The following is a 17,319-nucleotide window of genomic DNA, read 5'->3' as shown; positions in this document are numbered from 1 at the left end:
TTATAAAAGGGCATAAAAAAAGAGGCTCCGTTTCCGAAGCCTCTTTTTTTATACTATAGTCGGTTATTAGTAACCAGGGTTCTGAGTAAGGTTAGGGTTAACCTCAATCTGTTGTAATGGAATTGGCCATAAGTTGCGGAAGTCTGTCAGGTCTTCAGGGCAGAAACCCAGGCGTTCGCAAGTCTGATTATAGCGCTTTAAATCCATAAAACGGAAGCCTTCGCCAATAAACTCCAGGCGACGTTGTGCCAGTATTTCTGTTAAAGCCTGCGCGTTGGTTAGTACAGTTACAGGAGATAAACCGGCTCGGGAGCGTATCATGTTGATATCGGAAATTACCTGTAAGTCGGCTGGCAGAATATTATTGCCACCACTCGCCGTTTGCCTTACACGCGCCTCAGCCCGGATCAGGTACATTTCAGCAAGACGTATTATCGGTACGTTATCAGCATTGTTTGTAACGTCTTCATACTTCAGCAACCTGTAACGGGTGCCTTGCTGGCGTGTAGTTGCGGCAAAGCGTTTGTCTCCGCTATCTCCGGATGCTTTGAAAACATTGAAAGCAGCTTCACGCAGGTAAAATTTCTGACCTGCTGAGGCTGGATCTGAAGCTGTGCCCAGCGCGTTCTGGTCGTTAAGTGTGAAATCAAGTTCGAAAATAATTTCACGACCAGATTCGCTAGTGAAGATGTTAGCGAAATTTGATTCCAGAGTATACGCCCCACTTGTAATCACTTCATTAGCATTCTGTTCGGCCAGTGCATTATTACCACGTTGTAAAGCCACTCTCGCCAGCAGAGCAGAAGCAGCAAGGCCACTGCTGCGGCGCTTACCCAGTGCGCTGGCAGTATTGCCTGCAGTTTCAAAAGCCGCTTTGGCATTCTGAAGATCAGTAATTATAGCATCGTATACCTGAGCTTCTGTTGAGCGTGGCGCATTCTGAATTTCTGCTATAGTGGTTGTAGGGGTAGTAACAATGGGTACACCGCCAAAAACCTTTACAAGATCAAAGTGTGCAAGCGCTCTTATAAACAACATTTCCGCTTTTATGCCCGCGCGCTGCTCTTCACTGATGTTGGTGAGGCGGTCGGCATCGCGTATGGTAATGTTGGCACGGTTAATTGCTGTGTAAATAGATGCCCAAGTGCTGGATAATTGTAAGTTAGAAGCATTAAAACGCCTTGCCGATGCTTCGCGGTCAGTAGTAAAAGTACCGGCATGCAGCATGTTATCAGCATAAACATCCTGGTAAAGCAGGTATCGGAAACCGTAATAGTTACCTGACTGCAAAGCGCTGTATGCACCAAGGGCCTCGCGGTTAAGTGTAGTATAGTCTTTAACCGCACCTTCTGCCTCTATAGCCGTTGTGGGCTCTACATCCAGAATGTCGTCGCAGCTACTGAAAGCACCAAGGCTCAGGGCCGCAAAAAGTATAATCGAATATTTTTTCATGATGTTAGTATCCTTTAGCTCGTTAGAAACCTACGTTTATACCAAATGTGATGGTACGGGTCTGCGGGAAAGTATAAAAGTCTACGCCAAGTGTTGTGTTAGAAGTACCGGCAAAGTTTACTTCAGGGTCAAATCCAGGGTAGTCTGTGAAAGTAAGCAGGTTTTGTGCCTGAGCATAAACGCGTACGCTTCTCATCTTAACGCGTTCTGTTACAGATGCAGGCAAAGTATAACCTAACATTACGTTCTTGAAGCGCAGGTAAGAGCCATCGTATATGAATCTGGATGAGTTGCTACGGTTGTTATCGTTTAAGTCATCAACAGTGGCACGAGGTATATCGGTCTTGTCGCCTTCCTGTCTCCAGCGTCCTTTTACATCATCCAGCATGTTATCATCGAGGAAGTCGTTGCCTAGGTGCATCTGGTACTGGTGTGCCGGGTTAGCAATTTCATTACCTTGCGAGAATTGCAAGAATACGTTCAGGTCAAAGCCTTTGTATCGGAAAACGTTTGTTAAACCACCTACAAAGTTAGGCTGTGCATTTCCTATAATGGTTAGGTCATCGTCTGTAATAATGCCATCGTTGTTTATGTCGCGGAAGTTTACATCGCCGGCCTGTGCACCTTCTGCCTGGCGTGAAGCCGGAATTTCGTCTGTTGTGCTGTAAACACCATCAGCAATATAACCATAGAATGTACCTATAGGCTCTCCTTCGCGCAGCACGAGCGAGTTACCACCAAAACCGTAGAAAATGTCCTGGTTCTGGTAAAGCTCTGTTACTTTGTTTCGGTTAAAAGAGATGTTAAAATCTGATGTCCAGCGGAAACCATCGCCTTCGCCATCAATGTTTACAGTGTTTAAGGCAAATTCCCAGCCTTTGTTTTCTGTAGCACCAATGTTAGACTGATAGCCAGCAAATCCATTTTGGGTGGCTATTGGTCTTGTAAATAGCAGATTATCTGTTTTCTTGATATAATAATCTATGGCCAGGTTAACACGTCCGTTTAACGCACCTAGGTCAGCACCCAGGTTCAGCTGGCTTGTTTCTTCCCATTTCAGATCCGGGTTAGGGATTTGCGTAAGCGCGATACCTGGCTGGTCCTGGTAATTAGATCCTGTGATCAGTGCCTGGAAGCTGTTGTTTCCGATCTCCTGGTTACCTGTAATCCCATAAGATGCCCGAAGTTTTAGCTCGCTTAAAGCTTCTAAGCCAGACATGAATTCTTCTTCAATTAACCTCCAGCCTACAGAAACAGACGGGAAAAAACCGAAGCGATTGTTCTCGCCAAAACGGGATGAACCGTCTGCACGGAAGTTTAAGCCAAGCAGGTATCTGTCTTTAAACGAGTAGTTTACACGTCCAAAATAAGAAAGAAGTGTGTTCTCTGTAAAAGAGTTAGAACCTGCGTTTACACGCGCTGCACTGGCTACATAACGGAATTGCTCGCCAGGGAAGCCTTCACCAGTTACAAAAGCCTGGCGCAGTGTATTATATTCGGTGCTGGTACCAATTACAGCAGATACATTGTGTAACTCATTAAAGAGCTTGGTGTAAGTTGCAGTGGCTTCTAAAAGTCGTTTGGTAACTGTTGTGGTACCATTGGTGGCAGAGCCGCCCACGGCTGTTGCCGAAGATCCAGGATAATTTGTTGGTGTATAGCGGCGCTCATCAACGTTAAGTGCATCATAACCACCTTTTACCTGCACATCCAGGCCCGGAACCACAGTATAGCGCGCAAAGATGTTTCCTATAGCTCGCAGGTTCTGTGTTTCATCATCATTTTCGGTGCCTTCAGCTACCGGGTTAGTATAGAAGTAGTTTGGCCTTGTATATTGTTTGGCGGTCTCATCATAGTATACCGGCCAGATTGGTGATGCAGCCAGTGAGTTTGCAAAAGGACCATACAAGGTGTTGTCGCTAACGATACGGCTATTGTCAGAGCGGCTCAGCTGAATGCTGGTACCCATAGCAAGTTTATCATTTATCTGGTGGTCCAGGTTCAGGCGGGTAGAATAACGTTTATACTCACTGCCGATGATGATACCTTTCTGATCGAAGTAGTTGCCTGACAGGTAATAACGCGTTTTGGCATCGCCACCATTAAGCGATATTTCATAGTTGTGGATGCCGGCATCACGTGTAACCTGGTCAATCCAGTCTGTATCTGTTTGCTCAAAATCTATGCCTCCGTAGTAAAAATCAATAAAGTCATCGAAGGTTGAGCCAGGATCAAGGTAGCCATCGTTCACGTAGGCTTCCGTCATGATTTCCTTATACTCTGCTGCATTCAGAAAATTTGGTTTTTTCCACATCTTCTGGGTACCGGTATAAGCGTTAAAGTTTATCTGGGTTTTGCGCGCCGATCCACGTTTTGTGGTGATCAGTACAACACCATTTGCCGCTCTCGAACCATAAATAGCAGCTGCTGAAGCATCTTTCAGGATGTCGATAGATTCGATGTCGGCTGGGTTCAGGTCAGCAATGGCATTTACACTCTGGCCGCCATAACCTAACTGAGAGAAGTCGCCGGTTGTCATTGGTACGCCATCAACTACATAAAGTGGCTGGTTGCTGGCTGAAATTGAGGTGGCACCACGTACACGCACGCTGATACCGCTGCCTGGTGTACCGGAGTTCTGCGAAATCTGAACACCAGCTGCACGGCCCTGCATGGCTTGATCTACACCAACTATGGGTAAGTTTTCCAGCTCCTTTGAGGTTACTTTAGCTGTAGCGCCGGTTACCTCACGACGTTCCTGGGTACCATAACCTGTAACTACCACTTCGCTCAGTTGCTTTTCATCGGTGCGCATCTGCACATTTATAGTTGACCTTCCGTTTACAGCAATCTCCTGCGGCATCATGCCAATAAAGCTGAAAACCAACGTAGCATTTGGCTGCACAGAAAGCGTGAAATCGCCGTTAGCACCTGTTGTTACACCATTTGTAGTGCCTCTTTCCAGCACGGTTACTCCAGGCAGGGCCGAACCGTCTGTGGCTGATGTTACCCTTCCGGATACAGTCTGAGTCTGAGCCCATACGCTGCCAATCAGCGCAAAGACTAAAAAGAAGCTCATTAGTAAATTCTTCTTCATAGATTTTAATTAAATGTTGAATATTAAATCAGAGTATTATACTTATTGTATTTTATATAGTTATAGTTATATTTCAAAAGGTGTAATATGCTTTAAATCAACATACTGAGTTGTTATTTGTTTAGAAGAGTTAAAATTGGGGACTAGTAGGCGTAATGCCTGAATGGTTTTACATTCAGTAGAAGAGTAAATATACTACTAAATCTATATTTAAAGCAGAGTTGTGGGTTACTGTGCTGGATATTAAATAGAATTTTAAAGCTGCATTTGGCAAATTAGGCAATTGGTTCCTTTTCTAAAACTGTAACCCCCAGGTAGCCTCTTCCTCCTTTTTCTATTATTTTCCAGCCCATGCGCTGTAAAGCTTTTCGGATAAAAAAGTTTAGCAGCCCATGCGCCACCAGCACTGCCGTCTGGTTTTGTTCGGCATCGTTAACAAGCAGCGCAGCTGCGGCTTTGGCACGTTGGCGGGCCTGCCTGAAAGTTTCTATGCCACTGCTGTTAAACCCCAGAAACCAGGCTATCCGGGCAGCCAGTAACCACAGGCTGATGGGTAACTTCAGCAACGGAAGTGAGAAGACACGGCGTTCAAATTCCCGGAAAGTATGATCAATAACCAAGTTTGTATCCGGGCCGAAAATAGCTTTAGCCGTGAGCTGAGAGCGGATAAGCGTACTGCAATGTACTTTCTTGATTTCTTTGTAAGGTATGGCTTCATGGCTTAGCACAAATTGTTCTACAGAAGCGGCATCGTAATCAGAGGTATATTGCCTGGCAGCACTGGCACTGAATAAACCCTTCCGGGATACCTCAGGGCGTGCATGCCGGATAAGTATAATTCGGTGATGGGAGGAACGTATGGGATTAGCCGGGCTCAATAGTATGGCACATTTTGTTTGGCCATAGTATACGCAGGAGGCAGTAGGTTTGGGTTATACTTTGTTTTTGAAATGCAGATCCTGAAAAACTGTTTGCCTGATTTTGGGCCATTCGTGCCGTAGTATACTGTAAAATATAGTGTCGCGGCGGCGGCCATCGTGCATCTGGGTATGGCTGCGCAGTATGCCCTCTTCGGTTGCTCCCATTTTTAACATTGCCTTTCGCGAGCGCAGGTTTAGCACATCAGTCTTTAGTTCTACCCGCTCAAACTGCAGTACATCAAAAGCATAAGAGAGCAGCAAGAATTTGCAATGCCTGTTCAGCCCGCTTCCTCTGTAGGGTTTTCCCAGCCAGGTCCAGCCAATTTCGAGGCGTTTATCTGCAACCGATATGTTCCCATAACTTGTGCTACCAGCCAGTGTATCTGTCTCTTTATCAAGTATAACAAAAGTATAACGCTGGTTTTCCCGCCTGTTACGTTCTGCTTCGGCGGCCCATTGCTGCAGCTCCTGTTCGTTTCCAATTCTGGTTACGGTATACTTCCAGATATCTTCATCCAGGGCCATTGGTTGCAGTTTGGCAGCATCCGTAAGCCGAAGCGGCCTCAGCAATACGCGGTTATCCTCTAAAATAATATCCTGACCGAAATTCATGGGTTTATACTTATACTTTGGTTTACTTCCTAAATATAAGGTAATACCTACGCTCTCCCCAAACCAATACTTTTTTCTGCCATTATCTTAAGCAGGCTCCCCTACTTATACTTACCAGCATCAGAGAAGTATAGGCATAGCAAATTATGTTATCATTAGAAATTTTTAATATTTATTAGGTACTGATTGTCAGTGTGTTTTGGGTTGAAAAGGTAGTTTAAATAAGCAATTGACGGAAATTTGGAAAAAAAGGGAGTGACTTAACCAACAGAAAGTTAAGTGAACCCGTAATAGAATGCACCGGAAAACAGGAACCCCATAAATTTGGCTGGCAAGGTAGTTACAGAACGTAAAATCCGTGCATGGCCTGGTTCCGGAAGTTAACCGGAGTGGCTACTTATCTTTTGTACCCACAAACTCGATCCCAGAAATTACACGCAAGGTATAGAGCCAGCCAACGAGGCTGTACTAAAAGACATTAACAATTATGTTCCGCTTTATACCCATACCTATAGGGTTAAAATATATAATTCAGTATTCAGATTATTGGCTATCCGCTTTGGCGGGTTAGCGAAGGCATTTTTACTTTCAGCATGAAACAAACTTTACTAACCATAAATCAGATTATACCCCCAACAGCATTCGGAACGGCATAAAAACCAGCGCCTGAGTATAAGGTGCGTGTTATAGCTGGCAAATCACCCTTGTCTCTGTTTCTGTATTACAGGTAACCAGCATGTGAATACTACCTTGCCTGACGCTAATTAGCTTAGTGATAGGTTAGTTTCAGGATTTGATAAGGGAACATAGAGAAAGCCGGAACTGGGTTAAATAAAATATAAAGTTTTAAAACAAAGCAGCTAAGTATAAAAACTGCAGAAGTTTCAGATAAAAATTCACGGAAGATAACATCATGGAAGCACATCATCCCTCAAAGATCTTAATGACATCGGATACCGTTGGCGGTGTCTGGACGTACACGCTGGAGTTAGTAAGAGCACTTGCTCCTTTTGGCACACAGGTAGCAGTAGCTACTATGGGCTCGCCACTCAGCCAGGAGCAGCGCCGCGATATCGAATCTATACCTAACCTCACTATCTATGAAAGCGAGTATAAACTGGAGTGGATGGATGAACCCTGGAAAGACGTTGAGAAAGCCGGCGAGTGGTTGTTGCAACTCCGCGACGAAGTACAACCAGACCTGATACATCTGAACGGGATGGTGCACGGTAGCCTGAACTGGGGAAAGCCAGTGGTGGTGGTGGTGCACTCGTGCGTAATGTCTTGGTGGCGTGCCGTTAAGGATGAAGAAGCACCAAAAGAGTGGAACAAGTATAAAGAGTTAGTTACAAAAGGTTTACAGGCAGCTGATGTAGTAGTGGCCCCAACACAGGCCATGATGCACCAGGCCGATGAACTATACGGGCCGTTCAAAAACAGTACTGTCATCTACAATGGTCGCGGTCAGCATCATTTCCAGTTTGGCCGTAAAGAGCCTTTTATCTTTAGCATGGGCCGCGTTTGGGACGAAGCCAAGAATATTTCAATGTTGGCTCATATTGCCTCAGAACTGCAGTGGCCGGTATATATTGCCGGCGAAGACAAACACCCTTCCACTGGCGAAACGATAGAACTGGAGAACGTTCATTTTCTCGGCCAGCTAAGCAACAAAGAAGTATCTGACTGGCTATCCAGAGCATCTATCTACGCGTTGCCTGCCAAGTATGAGCCTTTCGGGTTAACCATTCTGGAAGCAGCCATGTCGGGTTGTGCGTTGGTAATTGGTAAAACAGAAAGCCAGGCTGAGGTCTGGGGAAATGCTGCCAAGTATGTAAACCCACAGGATGCAGACGACCTTCGCGATACAATCAACAGTCTGATTGAAGACGAGTTTTGCCGTAACATTATGGCTTGCCGCTCAGTAAAACGCTCTCACGGTTATACTTCAGACCAAATGGCACAGGACTACGGACACATTTACCGTCAGCTCATAAATACGCCGGTTGCAGTATAAGCTCATTACCATTCAGATTACCATTTTACAAAGTAAAACTATTTAAAAAGGCAAAGGCATGAACATCGTTATACTTGGCCAGACCATACCAACGTCCTTCGGAAACGGCTACGCCACCAGCATGCGTGGCCTGGTGAAAGAGCTTAAAAAGAGAGGGCATGAGGTGCTTTTCCTGGAACGTGATAAACCTTTGCAAACTGCCACCGATAACCTCCTGAGTCTGGATTATTGTAAGACCGAGCATTACGCATCTGTAGATGACCTGCAACAGCGTTTTACAGAGCAGGTACGCGAGGCTGAACTCGTTATTGTTGGTTCTGAAGTTACAGAAGGCGTAGCAGTAGGAGAGTGGGTGGTACAGACTGCCTTTGGTATTAAGGCCTTTTACGACTTTAATACAACTCAAACGCTGGCCCAACTTAAGCGGCAGAACTGCAACTATCTAAACATAAGCCTTATTCCGAAGTATGATCTATACTTATCTGTAACGGGTGGGCCAACATTGCAGCTATTGGAAAAGAAGTATGGAGCTCCTGCAGCGCGGGCACTTTATTTTTCCTTCGATTCTGATCTTTACTTCCCCGAATACCAGGAGTTAAAATGGGATCTGGGCTATCTTAACATGAATGCTGATGATAAACAGCCGGCCCTGGAAAGTTTAATGGTTGAAGCAGCAAAACAGTGGCCGCAAGGCAGGTTTGCTGTAGCAGGTATGCAACTTCCTAAAAGTATAACCTGGCCTGAAAATATAGAACGCATTCAAAAATTAGAACCAAAGGAGCATCGAAGTTTCTATAACAGCCAGCGCTTTACGCAGCAGCTGACCAGCTCAGACATGCGCAAAGCAGGTTATTCGCCAACTGCACACCTTTTCGAAGCAGCAGCTTGTTGCACACCAATTATCTCGGAATACTGGGATGGGCTGGATTCTATTTTTGATATCGGTTCTGAAATTCTGGTAGCCAGGTCTGCAAAAGATACGCTTTGCTATTTGCGGGAGATCTGCAATTCTGAGCGCAAGGCAATTGGCGCTCGTGCCCGCAAAAAAGTAGTAACACAACATAGCGCTGCCCACCGTGCCCTGGAGCTTGAAAAATACGTTCAGGAATTGATGACTGTAGAAACAGAAATGAAAGAACAGGTTGCTTAAGTAATTAGTCTTGGTTATGTTTAGGAACTGAATCGGTTTATATGTTAGTGCAGCGAAGTATAAACCTACACTTCCCGGTCGTTTTTGAGCCAAGCAGCAGCAGTAGAGCCTAATAGTTTTGCTGCTGATTAAAGTATAAATTAACCCTAAAACCTGCGAAATGTTTTCCAGGGGAAACGGTAAAAATCTCACCTTAAACAAGTAGCCACGCCTGTTGTGCATAGCACCGGCGTGGCTTTGTTTTGTAGCGTAAAGTATAAAATAGACCCCCAAGAATAAGATATAAGAATGATAAAGGAAATTGAGCATTGGAAGACGCTGAAGTCGGATATAGTTTTTGATCATAAATGGTATACACTGCGCCGCGACCACGTAGAGCTGCCCGATGGACAGGTTCTGGATGATTATTTTGTAAGCGTACGGCCGAATGTGGTCCTTACTTTTCCGGTAACAGATGATAATCATGTGATTTTTGTGCGCCAGTACAAACATGCTGCCGGTGGTATTTTTATAGAGTTGCCGGGTGGCGTAATTGACGAAGGCGAAACCGAACCAAAAGCCGCGGCCATAAGGGAAATGCTGGAAGAAACCGGCTATACTTCCGATAATGTGGAGCCCTTGCTGGAGGTGATTGATAACCCTACAAAAGACACGAATAAGATCTATTTTTTCCTTGCCCGCAATGCACAAAAAGTAGCCGAACAAGACCTGGACGAAACCGAAAGCATAGAAGTTTTAAAAGTACCGCTCCATGAAGTAGAAAGTATGGTACTCAGCGGTAAAATCAATGTTTCCGGATCGGTTGCGCTTTGTTTGCTCGCCCTCAGGAAGTTAGCAGAAAGTTAATTGGTAGTAGCTGTTTGTCAGATCCTGTTTATACTTGCTTTGGATTTGCTAAAATAGAAACTAGTTATTTGTAGCTGACTACTTATTTTAATTACAATAATTTGAAACTATGTATGTACATTAATTGTATGTACATTAAAAGGTTGTATATTTGAAACCTGTTAGTCACATGGTAATATTTAAGATTAATTAAAATCCATTGTCAGCGGGAAGTATAGCAGGTAATTAGAAAAATAAAGTATAAAGCAATGAGCAAAAATATAATTCACAAAGCAGATACAAGAGGACACGCTTATCATGGCTGGCTCGATTCTCACCACACATTCAGTTTTGCGCGCTATTATAACCCCGAGCGAATGGGTTTTGGCTTGCTGCGCGTGCTAAACGATGATATTGTAGCGCCGGGTATGGGTTTTGGCGCCCACCCCCACGATAACATGGAGATTGTTTCTATTCCGCTGGCAGGCGCGCTGGAGCATAAAGATTCTACCGGTACAAGCAAAGTAATCAATACGGGCGATGTACAGATCATGTCGGCCGGAAGCGGGCTTACGCACTCAGAGTATAATCACTCCAAAACAGAGCAGGTTAACTTTTTGCAGATCTGGGTGCTGCCAAAAGAGCACGACATAACACCGCGTTACGAGCAAAAGACTTTTGAGGTAGCAGACCGGAAAAATAAATTGCAGACAGTGGTATCGCCGGAAAAAACAGATGGTGCCATTTGGATAAACCAGGATGCCTGGTTTTCGCTCGCAAACCTTGACGCCGGAAAAGAACTGACCTATACTTTACATAAGCAGGGGCAGGGAGTTTATGTGTTTGTGCTGGAAGGCGCTGTAGAGGTAAATGGTGAAAACCTTAGCCGCCGCGATGGCATGGGAATTACAGATGCAGAATCATTAAACATTAAAGCCATCGCTGATGCGCAAGTCCTGCTAATGGAAGTGCCTATGCGTTAATTATTTAGTTCTGAAAACCTGATAAAGGTGCTCCATAGAATTTATATTCTGTAGAGCACCTTTTTTTATGTTGTATTAAGGCTTCTTGTTTAAGCCATTTTTTCAGCTGCTGGCTCATATAAAGAAACAAATAACTCAGGTTTTCTGTCCATCAGAAACAAATAGCTTCAAAGTATAATATAATAAAGTATAGACTTTTGCAGTGTATTTACAGGCTATTTCATTGCTCAGGATTTGTGAAGAAATTTTTTAACTAAATTATATATATAAATAAACACCTTTTTACAGGTATATCGTAATTACTTGAAACCAATAATTATATATAGAAATTAAAATACAGTGCTCTTTCTTTAACTATTCTAATTTAGCTCAAATATGAATATGCTTATAGTTGCGCTTATTTTTTATAACTCTTTACATTACTAATACCTATGAGCAAGCCTGTGAATATGCTATGGACTAGTGGTTGGGATTCTACTTTCAGATTGCTTCAACTGCTCCTCCTTGAGAAAAAAGAGGTGCAAACCTATTATATTATCGATAACAACCGCAAGTCGACGCCGGTTGAGCTTAAAACAATGGAAAAGATCCGTAGGCTTGTTAAAAGTAACTGGCCAGCGGAAGCTAAACTGATGTTGCCTACCAAAATTGTAAAAAAAGAAAGCATACAGCCTAACGATACTATTACACAACAATACTGGCGCATGGCTACCAAAGAGCGCCTGGGCATACAGTATGAATGGATTGCCCGCATGGCCGCTGAGTTCGGCATAAATGACCTGGAGCTTTCTATTGAAGCACGCCAGAATAACTTTGTATGGCGCAATATCAGGCCGTTTCTGGAGCGCGAAAACCCTGACGACAAAACAACTTACCGCCTGGCCCGCCAGCCGCTGAATCCGGATGTTATACTTTTCAACTGCTTCAGATGGCCTATTATTGAGCTTACAAAACTTGATATGAAAGCCATTGCCACTAAGCATGGGTTTATACATGTACTCAACAAAACCTGGTTCTGCCACAAGCCTACAAAAATTGGTATTCCGTGCGGCGTTTGCATGCCTTGCCGCATTGTGGTAGAAGATGGTATGTCGCACCGCCTGCCAATGGTAAGCCGGGCTCGCAACTTTTTCGAGGTAAAAATGAAGCCTAACCTGAAGAAAACGCTGCAACAAGCTACTATGCTGGTAAGCTTTATGTCAGCTTAAAGTATAAATTTATTATTCGCCTGATAATCAGGATGTAAAATAAAGTATAAAGCCTGTGCGCTAAAATAGCGCACAGGCTTTATTGTTACTAGGCCGCTTAATATCCGTTTGGTAACTTTAACCTGCTGCCAAACAGTTCGTTAATAAGAACCAAACTATACATCTGAAAGCTAATGGAACAAGAACAAACTACATTATTAAAAGACTATACCATACAAGAAAAAGGGGCTTATTTTGGTGCCATGGCTACCTTGGCCTCTGCCGACGGGCATGCATCTGACGAAGAACTTGAGTTTCTGGAGGTGATGAGTGAGGCAGCAGAACTGCCCGAAAACCTGCAGCAGGAGCTGACCCAGATTGCAAGGAACCCTTCCCAGATCAGTCTGCAAAAATGCCTTGACCAGCTAAAGCAGAGCCAGTTGCGGTTTACGTTTGTAACAGATATTATCAGTTTTGCCAAAGCCGATGGTAAGTATACAGCAGATGAACAAAAACGCATCCAGGAAATTGCCGATTACCTGGGCATTGATCAGAATCAGTACAGTATATTAGACCAATATGTTAATAAAGCCGACGAAGCACAGAAGCAAGGTGAAGATCCTACATCACAGGCATTTATGAATAAGAGTGGTTTTGGCGATATGTTTAAAAATGCTGGTATATCGCCGCAAATGGTGCAAGGTATGTTAGGCATTCTGGCCCCACTGGTGCTGGCAAAAGTAATGAGCAGAGGCCGCAGGCGAAGAACTGGCAGGCTAGGAGGAATGGGTACTATGGGTGGCGGTTTATTAGGTGGCCTGCTTGGTGGTGGTATGATGGGTGGAGGCATGAGGCAAACAGGTGGCGGCCTTGGCTCGCTAATATCGGTGTTGGGTGGCCTTAATGGCAGGCGAGGTTATGGAGGCATGAATTCTGGTGGTTTAGGATCGCTGTTAGGTGGTATACTTGGCGGCGGGAAGCGCAAATCGGGCTGGTAGTATAAACCAATACATAATTTCTTAAAACGGCTGAGGCAATTATTGCCTCAGCCGTTTTTTTATAGTTTTAAAAAGAAGGCTCAAATAAAATCAGCTTATTAAGTATGGTAATAATTGGTTTCGGATGCATACCCATACTCTAGCATTTACAGTATGGTTTGTGATATTATATTTAAAATAAATATAATAATATTATACTAAATATAATTGCAACCGTATATTCTAACTTCTTAATGAAGGTGTATTGTATTGAATATCATTTGCTTATGAAAAATAAACCAAACTTACTGCAGAATATACTTTATGGGACAAACAGCCAATTTTCTATGGACTGGTGGTTGGGATTCAACCTACCGTCTGTTAGAACTACTGTTGCTTGAAAAAAGCAGGTACAAACTTTTTATGTGATAGATTCTAACAGGCCTTCTTTTAAAAAAGAGCTCGATACGATGTCCAGGATCAGGGCATTAATTGTAAAAAACTGGCCAGATGCAGCAGCGAGGTTATTGCCATCCAGGGTGTTTGAGAAAAACGACATAAAACCGAATGAAATGATAACGGCCTTATATAACCAGATAAGGAAGAAAGAAAGATTAGGCGAACAGTATGAGTGGTTAGCCAGAATGGCGGCTCAGTTAGGAATCAATGATCTGGAGCTATCTATAGAAACACCTTTGCCTTATACTTTTGTTGGTCGCCATATCAGGCCATTTCTGGCTCGTGAAAACCCGGCTGATAACACATCCTATCGGTTAATGCACACACCTGCTATACCAGAAGTCAGCTTATTCAGTTGTTTTAAATGGCCTGTTATTGAAATTACAAAACTGGATATGCAGAAAATAGCAATAAAGTATGGCTTTTACCATGTAATGAAAGAGACTTGGTTCTGCCACCGGCCTAATCGTAAGCAACAGCCTTGTGGCGTGTGCATGCCATGCCATATAGCTATTCTGGAAGGTATGGGGCACCGGGTGCCGTTTACCAGCCGTGTTTCAAATTATTATGAGTTTAAAATAAAACGGCCGCTTCGCAAAGCCTTTAAAACAGTTGCGATGGCTAATGTTGTTCACTGAGTTTAACAAGTATAAACAGCACTGTATCACGGTATAATATCCAGCATTACTCATCTATACATTTTTTAGTGCCTTACTTACCCGTAACTTATCAGTGAAGTAGTGTGGGTTTCTTGTCATTTATAAATTTCTGTTTATCAATAAATGAATCTTTAAGGTAAAGTATAAATTTATTATTGCCAGAATTTAATTTTCAGTATCATATTCGTTTTTTAACCCTGATAATTGTTTTTATAATCCTAGTATTGGAGAAGTGGTACGCGTAAGTGTATAATATTAAAAATGCTCTATTGTATTGTATTTTAAGTGCAGGCAGGGCCACAACACTAATCCAATTTTGATGAAACACATTTCCAATTTATTATGGACTGGAGGCTGGGATTCTACTTACAGATTGTTAGAGTTACTTCTGGTAGAGAATAAAAGTGTACAGACATACTATGTAATAGATTCCAATAGAGCATCAACTGCCATAGAGCTACAAACCATGCAATTGTTGCGGGATAGTATTCTGCAGAAGAATCCGAAAGCAAAAAACCGATTTCCTGAAAGTCGCATTATTAAACTCGAGGATATAAAGCCTAACCAGGAAATAACAGAACGTTACTGGCGCATGGCAAACAAAGAGCGGTTAGGTATACAGTATGAATGGCTGGCAAGGCTGGCACTGCAGTTCGGAATAGATAACCTGCAATTATCGGTAGAGCGCAGGCCGGATAGCTTTATGGGCAGGCACGTTTATCCTTTCCTGAAAAGAGAAGAGCCAGAGAACAGGCGTAGTTACCGGCTTAAAGAAGAACCAGTTAACCCGGATGTTCATTTTTTCGGCAAATTCGAATATCCGCTCATAGAGCTTACCAAGCAGGATATGCGGGCATTAGCTATTAAGTATAAGTTCGAAAATATTATGAACCATACCTGGTTCTGTCATAAGCCAACCAAATCAAAAAAATCATGTGGTGTTTGTGTGCCCTGTAGCCTGGTAATAAAAGATGGCATGGGCTACCGGTTACCGCTCAGCAGCAGGGCCAGGCATTTTTTTGAGTTTGGCATAAAGCGCCCAATCAAGCAACTTGTAAAACCATCATAGATCTCAGAATAGTAAGTTTCTTTTTGTAGATTGAGTTAGAAAAATAACTAAACTTCATTCTGATAGATGAGAAGAAATATGTTTTATGCGCTGGCGCTGGCAGTTAGCTTATTTTCTTGCCAGCAGCAAGCCACGCCAACAACAGAGCAAGCTAAAGTAACCCAGACCAAAGTTTACTACCCCGGCAAAGGCGACAATTGGGAGAAAAAGCAACCGGAACAGCTAGGTATGGATGCTGCTTTATTGCAACAGGCCGTAGAGTGGGCCAAAACACAGGAAACAACCCAGATAGAAAAAGACTTTTCTACGCAGAAAGAAATCTTCGGGGAGCCTCTTGGGCCTTTGCCAACTACACGGGCCAACACAAACGGCATTATTATTAAAGACGGTTACATTGTAGCAGAGTGGGGCGATACCAAAGCTGCAGACCCAACTTATAGTGTAGCCAAAAGCTTTCTGTCAACTATACTTGGCTTAACCATAGACAGGGGCATGATACAAAGTATAAACGATCCGGTGGCAAAGTACGTGAAAGACGGTGGCTATGATACGGAACAGAACAGCAAAGTAAACTGGGAGCACCATGCCCGCCAGACGAGCGAGTGGGAAGGCGAAATGTGGGGAAAGAAGTATGACTTTGTAGGCAAAGAAGCTTTTGGCCGTGGAGAGCGCAAGCCACGCGAGCTGCAGGAGCCAGGCAGCTTTTACGAGTATAACGATGTCCGCATCAACCGTTTTGCCTTATCGTTGCTGCGGCTCTGGGAGAAGCCTCTGCCGGAAGTGCTTGAAGATGAAATAATGGACCCGATTGATGCTTCTGAAACCTGGAAGTGGGTGCCATATAGAAATTCTATAGTTGAGATAAATGGAAAGCAAATGCCATCGGTAAGCGGCGGCACACGCTGGGGAGGCGGCCTCTGGATAAGTGCCCGCGACGAAGCTCGTTTCGGATACCTGTTCCTGCGCAATGGCCGCTGGAAAAACAAACAAATACTTTCAGAGAAATGGGTAAAAGAAGCGACTACTTCCCGTGGCCCTGTTGGTCCGGATTACGGTTACCTGTGGTGGCTGAATACCGAAGGCAAAGCATGGCCCGATGCCCCAACTACCAGCTATGCAGCCTTAGGCGCCGGCCAGAATACCGTATGGGTAGACCCGGAGCACGACATCGTTATAGTTTGGCGCTGGCACAACGGCAACCCGAATGAGTTGATAAAGCGGGTGCTGACAGCGGTGAAAAAGTAGCTGTCTATTTAATTGTTAAAAGTTCTTTTCTTAAACTATGTATCTCTTTCTGTAATGAAGCAAGATGATCAGGTATGCTTTGCAGCTTATTGTGGGTTATACCAGAGTCAGTTTCGTTAACAAGCCTTTTATAAGAAGTAAGAGATAAATTAAAGTTTTGATGATTTTTTCTTCGCGACTTTAGATCTTCAGTGTAGGTTATGACTCCAGAATATTCTAAATCTGCATCCTTATACTTATTATAAAAACTTGTTAATCCATCAACTAATGTTGACACTTTTTCATTTTTACTTAGTACAAGGATATCATATTTTTTAGAACCATTACTAAAAGAAAAAATCTCATCCTTAGAATTTATAATTGGATTATGCCATTTGATGGTGATATTGTAAGCCGGATTTTCTCCGTGATTCATAATAGACAATAAAATCAAGCCTGATCTATCTACAAAGTTTGGCTGTATAACAATTTGTGGCTTTTGAGCTAAAGCTTGGTGATGGAAAGTGTCATAAGCAATCCACGCAGAGATTACCGCAATTATTAATGATATGCTAGCTGTAACAGTCGACCAATCTTTATCCAAGATTCTATTTGCAGTTAATAAAAGAGAAGCAATAATAATTATTGCAAAACATAACCTAATAATTAATGCTCTATTAATTTTCATTCC

The 17,319-nt window shown here is 43.4% G+C and carries 15 protein-coding genes; 9 read left to right on the top strand and 6 right to left on the bottom strand.

What is annotated here, in order from left to right; genetic code table 11:
• Positions 1–66 precede the first annotated feature (66 nt).
• The 4 genes from LWP20_RS07505 to LWP20_RS07490 form a co-directional block, all read right to left on the bottom strand.
• A complete protein-coding gene (locus LWP20_RS07505; protein ID WP_242927506.1) occupies positions 67–1,452 on the bottom strand; it encodes a RagB/SusD family nutrient uptake outer membrane protein in 1,386 nt (461 codons plus the stop codon).
• A gap of 22 nt (positions 1,453–1,474) precedes the next feature.
• Positions 1,475–4,549, bottom strand: a complete 3,075-nt coding sequence (locus LWP20_RS07500) for a SusC/RagA family TonB-linked outer membrane protein (RefSeq protein WP_242927505.1) — start codon at positions 4,547–4,549, stop codon at positions 1,475–1,477.
• A 275-nt stretch (positions 4,550–4,824) separates the two neighbouring features.
• Complete coding sequence (locus LWP20_RS07495) at positions 4,825–5,427, bottom strand: phosphoglycerate mutase family protein (protein WP_242927504.1); 603 nt, start codon at positions 5,425–5,427, stop codon at positions 4,825–4,827.
• A gap of 54 nt (positions 5,428–5,481) precedes the next feature.
• Positions 5,482–6,081, bottom strand: coding sequence for a GNAT family N-acetyltransferase (locus LWP20_RS07490; protein WP_242927503.1), 600 nt, complete (start codon positions 6,079–6,081; stop codon positions 5,482–5,484).
• Between the two features lie 913 nt (positions 6,082–6,994).
• Between LWP20_RS07490 and LWP20_RS07485 the strand changes: the two genes are divergently transcribed.
• From LWP20_RS07485 to LWP20_RS07460, 6 genes are all read left to right on the top strand, one after another.
• Positions 6,995–8,095, top strand: a complete 1,101-nt coding sequence (locus tag LWP20_RS07485; protein ID WP_242927502.1) for a glycosyltransferase family 4 protein — start codon at positions 6,995–6,997, stop codon at positions 8,093–8,095.
• Between the two features lie 58 nt (positions 8,096–8,153).
• Entirely contained in the window at positions 8,154–9,245 is a 1,092-nt protein-coding gene (locus LWP20_RS07480; protein ID WP_242927501.1) for a CgeB family protein, read from the top strand.
• 288 nt (positions 9,246–9,533) lie between these two features.
• A complete protein-coding gene (locus tag LWP20_RS07475) occupies positions 9,534–10,091 on the top strand; it encodes an NUDIX hydrolase (RefSeq protein WP_242927500.1) in 558 nt (185 codons plus the stop codon).
• Between the two features lie 248 nt (positions 10,092–10,339).
• The gene (locus tag LWP20_RS07470; protein WP_242927499.1) at positions 10,340–11,053 is read left to right on the top strand and encodes a pirin family protein; all 714 of its coding nucleotides are present in this window, start codon (positions 10,340–10,342) and stop codon (positions 11,051–11,053) included.
• 431 nt (positions 11,054–11,484) lie between these two features.
• On the top strand, positions 11,485–12,261 hold the full coding sequence (locus LWP20_RS07465) for an adenine nucleotide alpha hydrolase family protein (RefSeq protein ID WP_242927498.1): 777 nt from the start codon (positions 11,485–11,487) through the stop codon (positions 12,259–12,261).
• 173 nt (positions 12,262–12,434) lie between these two features.
• Positions 12,435–13,238, top strand: coding sequence for a tellurite resistance TerB family protein (locus LWP20_RS07460; RefSeq protein ID WP_242927497.1), 804 nt, complete (start codon positions 12,435–12,437; stop codon positions 13,236–13,238).
• A 400-nt stretch (positions 13,239–13,638) separates the two neighbouring features.
• On the opposite strand, the gene LWP20_RS07455 is transcribed toward LWP20_RS07460, so the two are convergent.
• Complete coding sequence (locus LWP20_RS07455; RefSeq protein ID WP_242927496.1) at positions 13,639–13,776, bottom strand: hypothetical protein; 138 nt, start codon at positions 13,774–13,776, stop codon at positions 13,639–13,641.
• Positions 13,777–13,789: 13 nt separating this feature from the next.
• On the opposite strand from LWP20_RS07455, the gene LWP20_RS07450 reads away from it, so the two are divergent.
• From LWP20_RS07450 to LWP20_RS07440, 3 genes are all read left to right on the top strand, one after another.
• Positions 13,790–14,314: a 7-cyano-7-deazaguanine synthase gene (locus tag LWP20_RS07450; RefSeq protein ID WP_242927495.1), complete on the top strand. Its 525-nt coding sequence runs from the start codon at positions 13,790–13,792 to the stop codon at positions 14,312–14,314.
• A gap of 340 nt (positions 14,315–14,654) precedes the next feature.
• Complete coding sequence (locus LWP20_RS07445; RefSeq protein ID WP_242927494.1) at positions 14,655–15,404, top strand: 7-cyano-7-deazaguanine synthase; 750 nt, start codon at positions 14,655–14,657, stop codon at positions 15,402–15,404.
• A 66-nt stretch (positions 15,405–15,470) separates the two neighbouring features.
• Positions 15,471–16,649 (top strand): serine hydrolase domain-containing protein, encoded by a 1,179-nt coding sequence (locus tag LWP20_RS07440; protein ID WP_242927493.1) that lies wholly within the window; start codon positions 15,471–15,473, stop codon positions 16,647–16,649.
• 4 nt (positions 16,650–16,653) lie between these two features.
• Here LWP20_RS07440 and LWP20_RS07435 read toward each other — a convergent pair whose 3' ends face one another.
• Positions 16,654–17,316 (bottom strand): DUF8453 domain-containing protein, encoded by a 663-nt coding sequence (locus LWP20_RS07435; RefSeq protein WP_242927492.1) that lies wholly within the window; start codon positions 17,314–17,316, stop codon positions 16,654–16,656.
• Between the last annotated feature and the right edge of the window lie 3 nt (positions 17,317–17,319).

The organism is Pontibacter vulgaris, from assembly GCF_022758145.1.
In the GTDB taxonomy this organism is placed as follows: domain Bacteria; phylum Bacteroidota; class Bacteroidia; order Cytophagales; family Hymenobacteraceae; genus Pontibacter; species Pontibacter vulgaris.
This window is presented reverse-complemented; position numbering and strand designations above follow the sequence as displayed.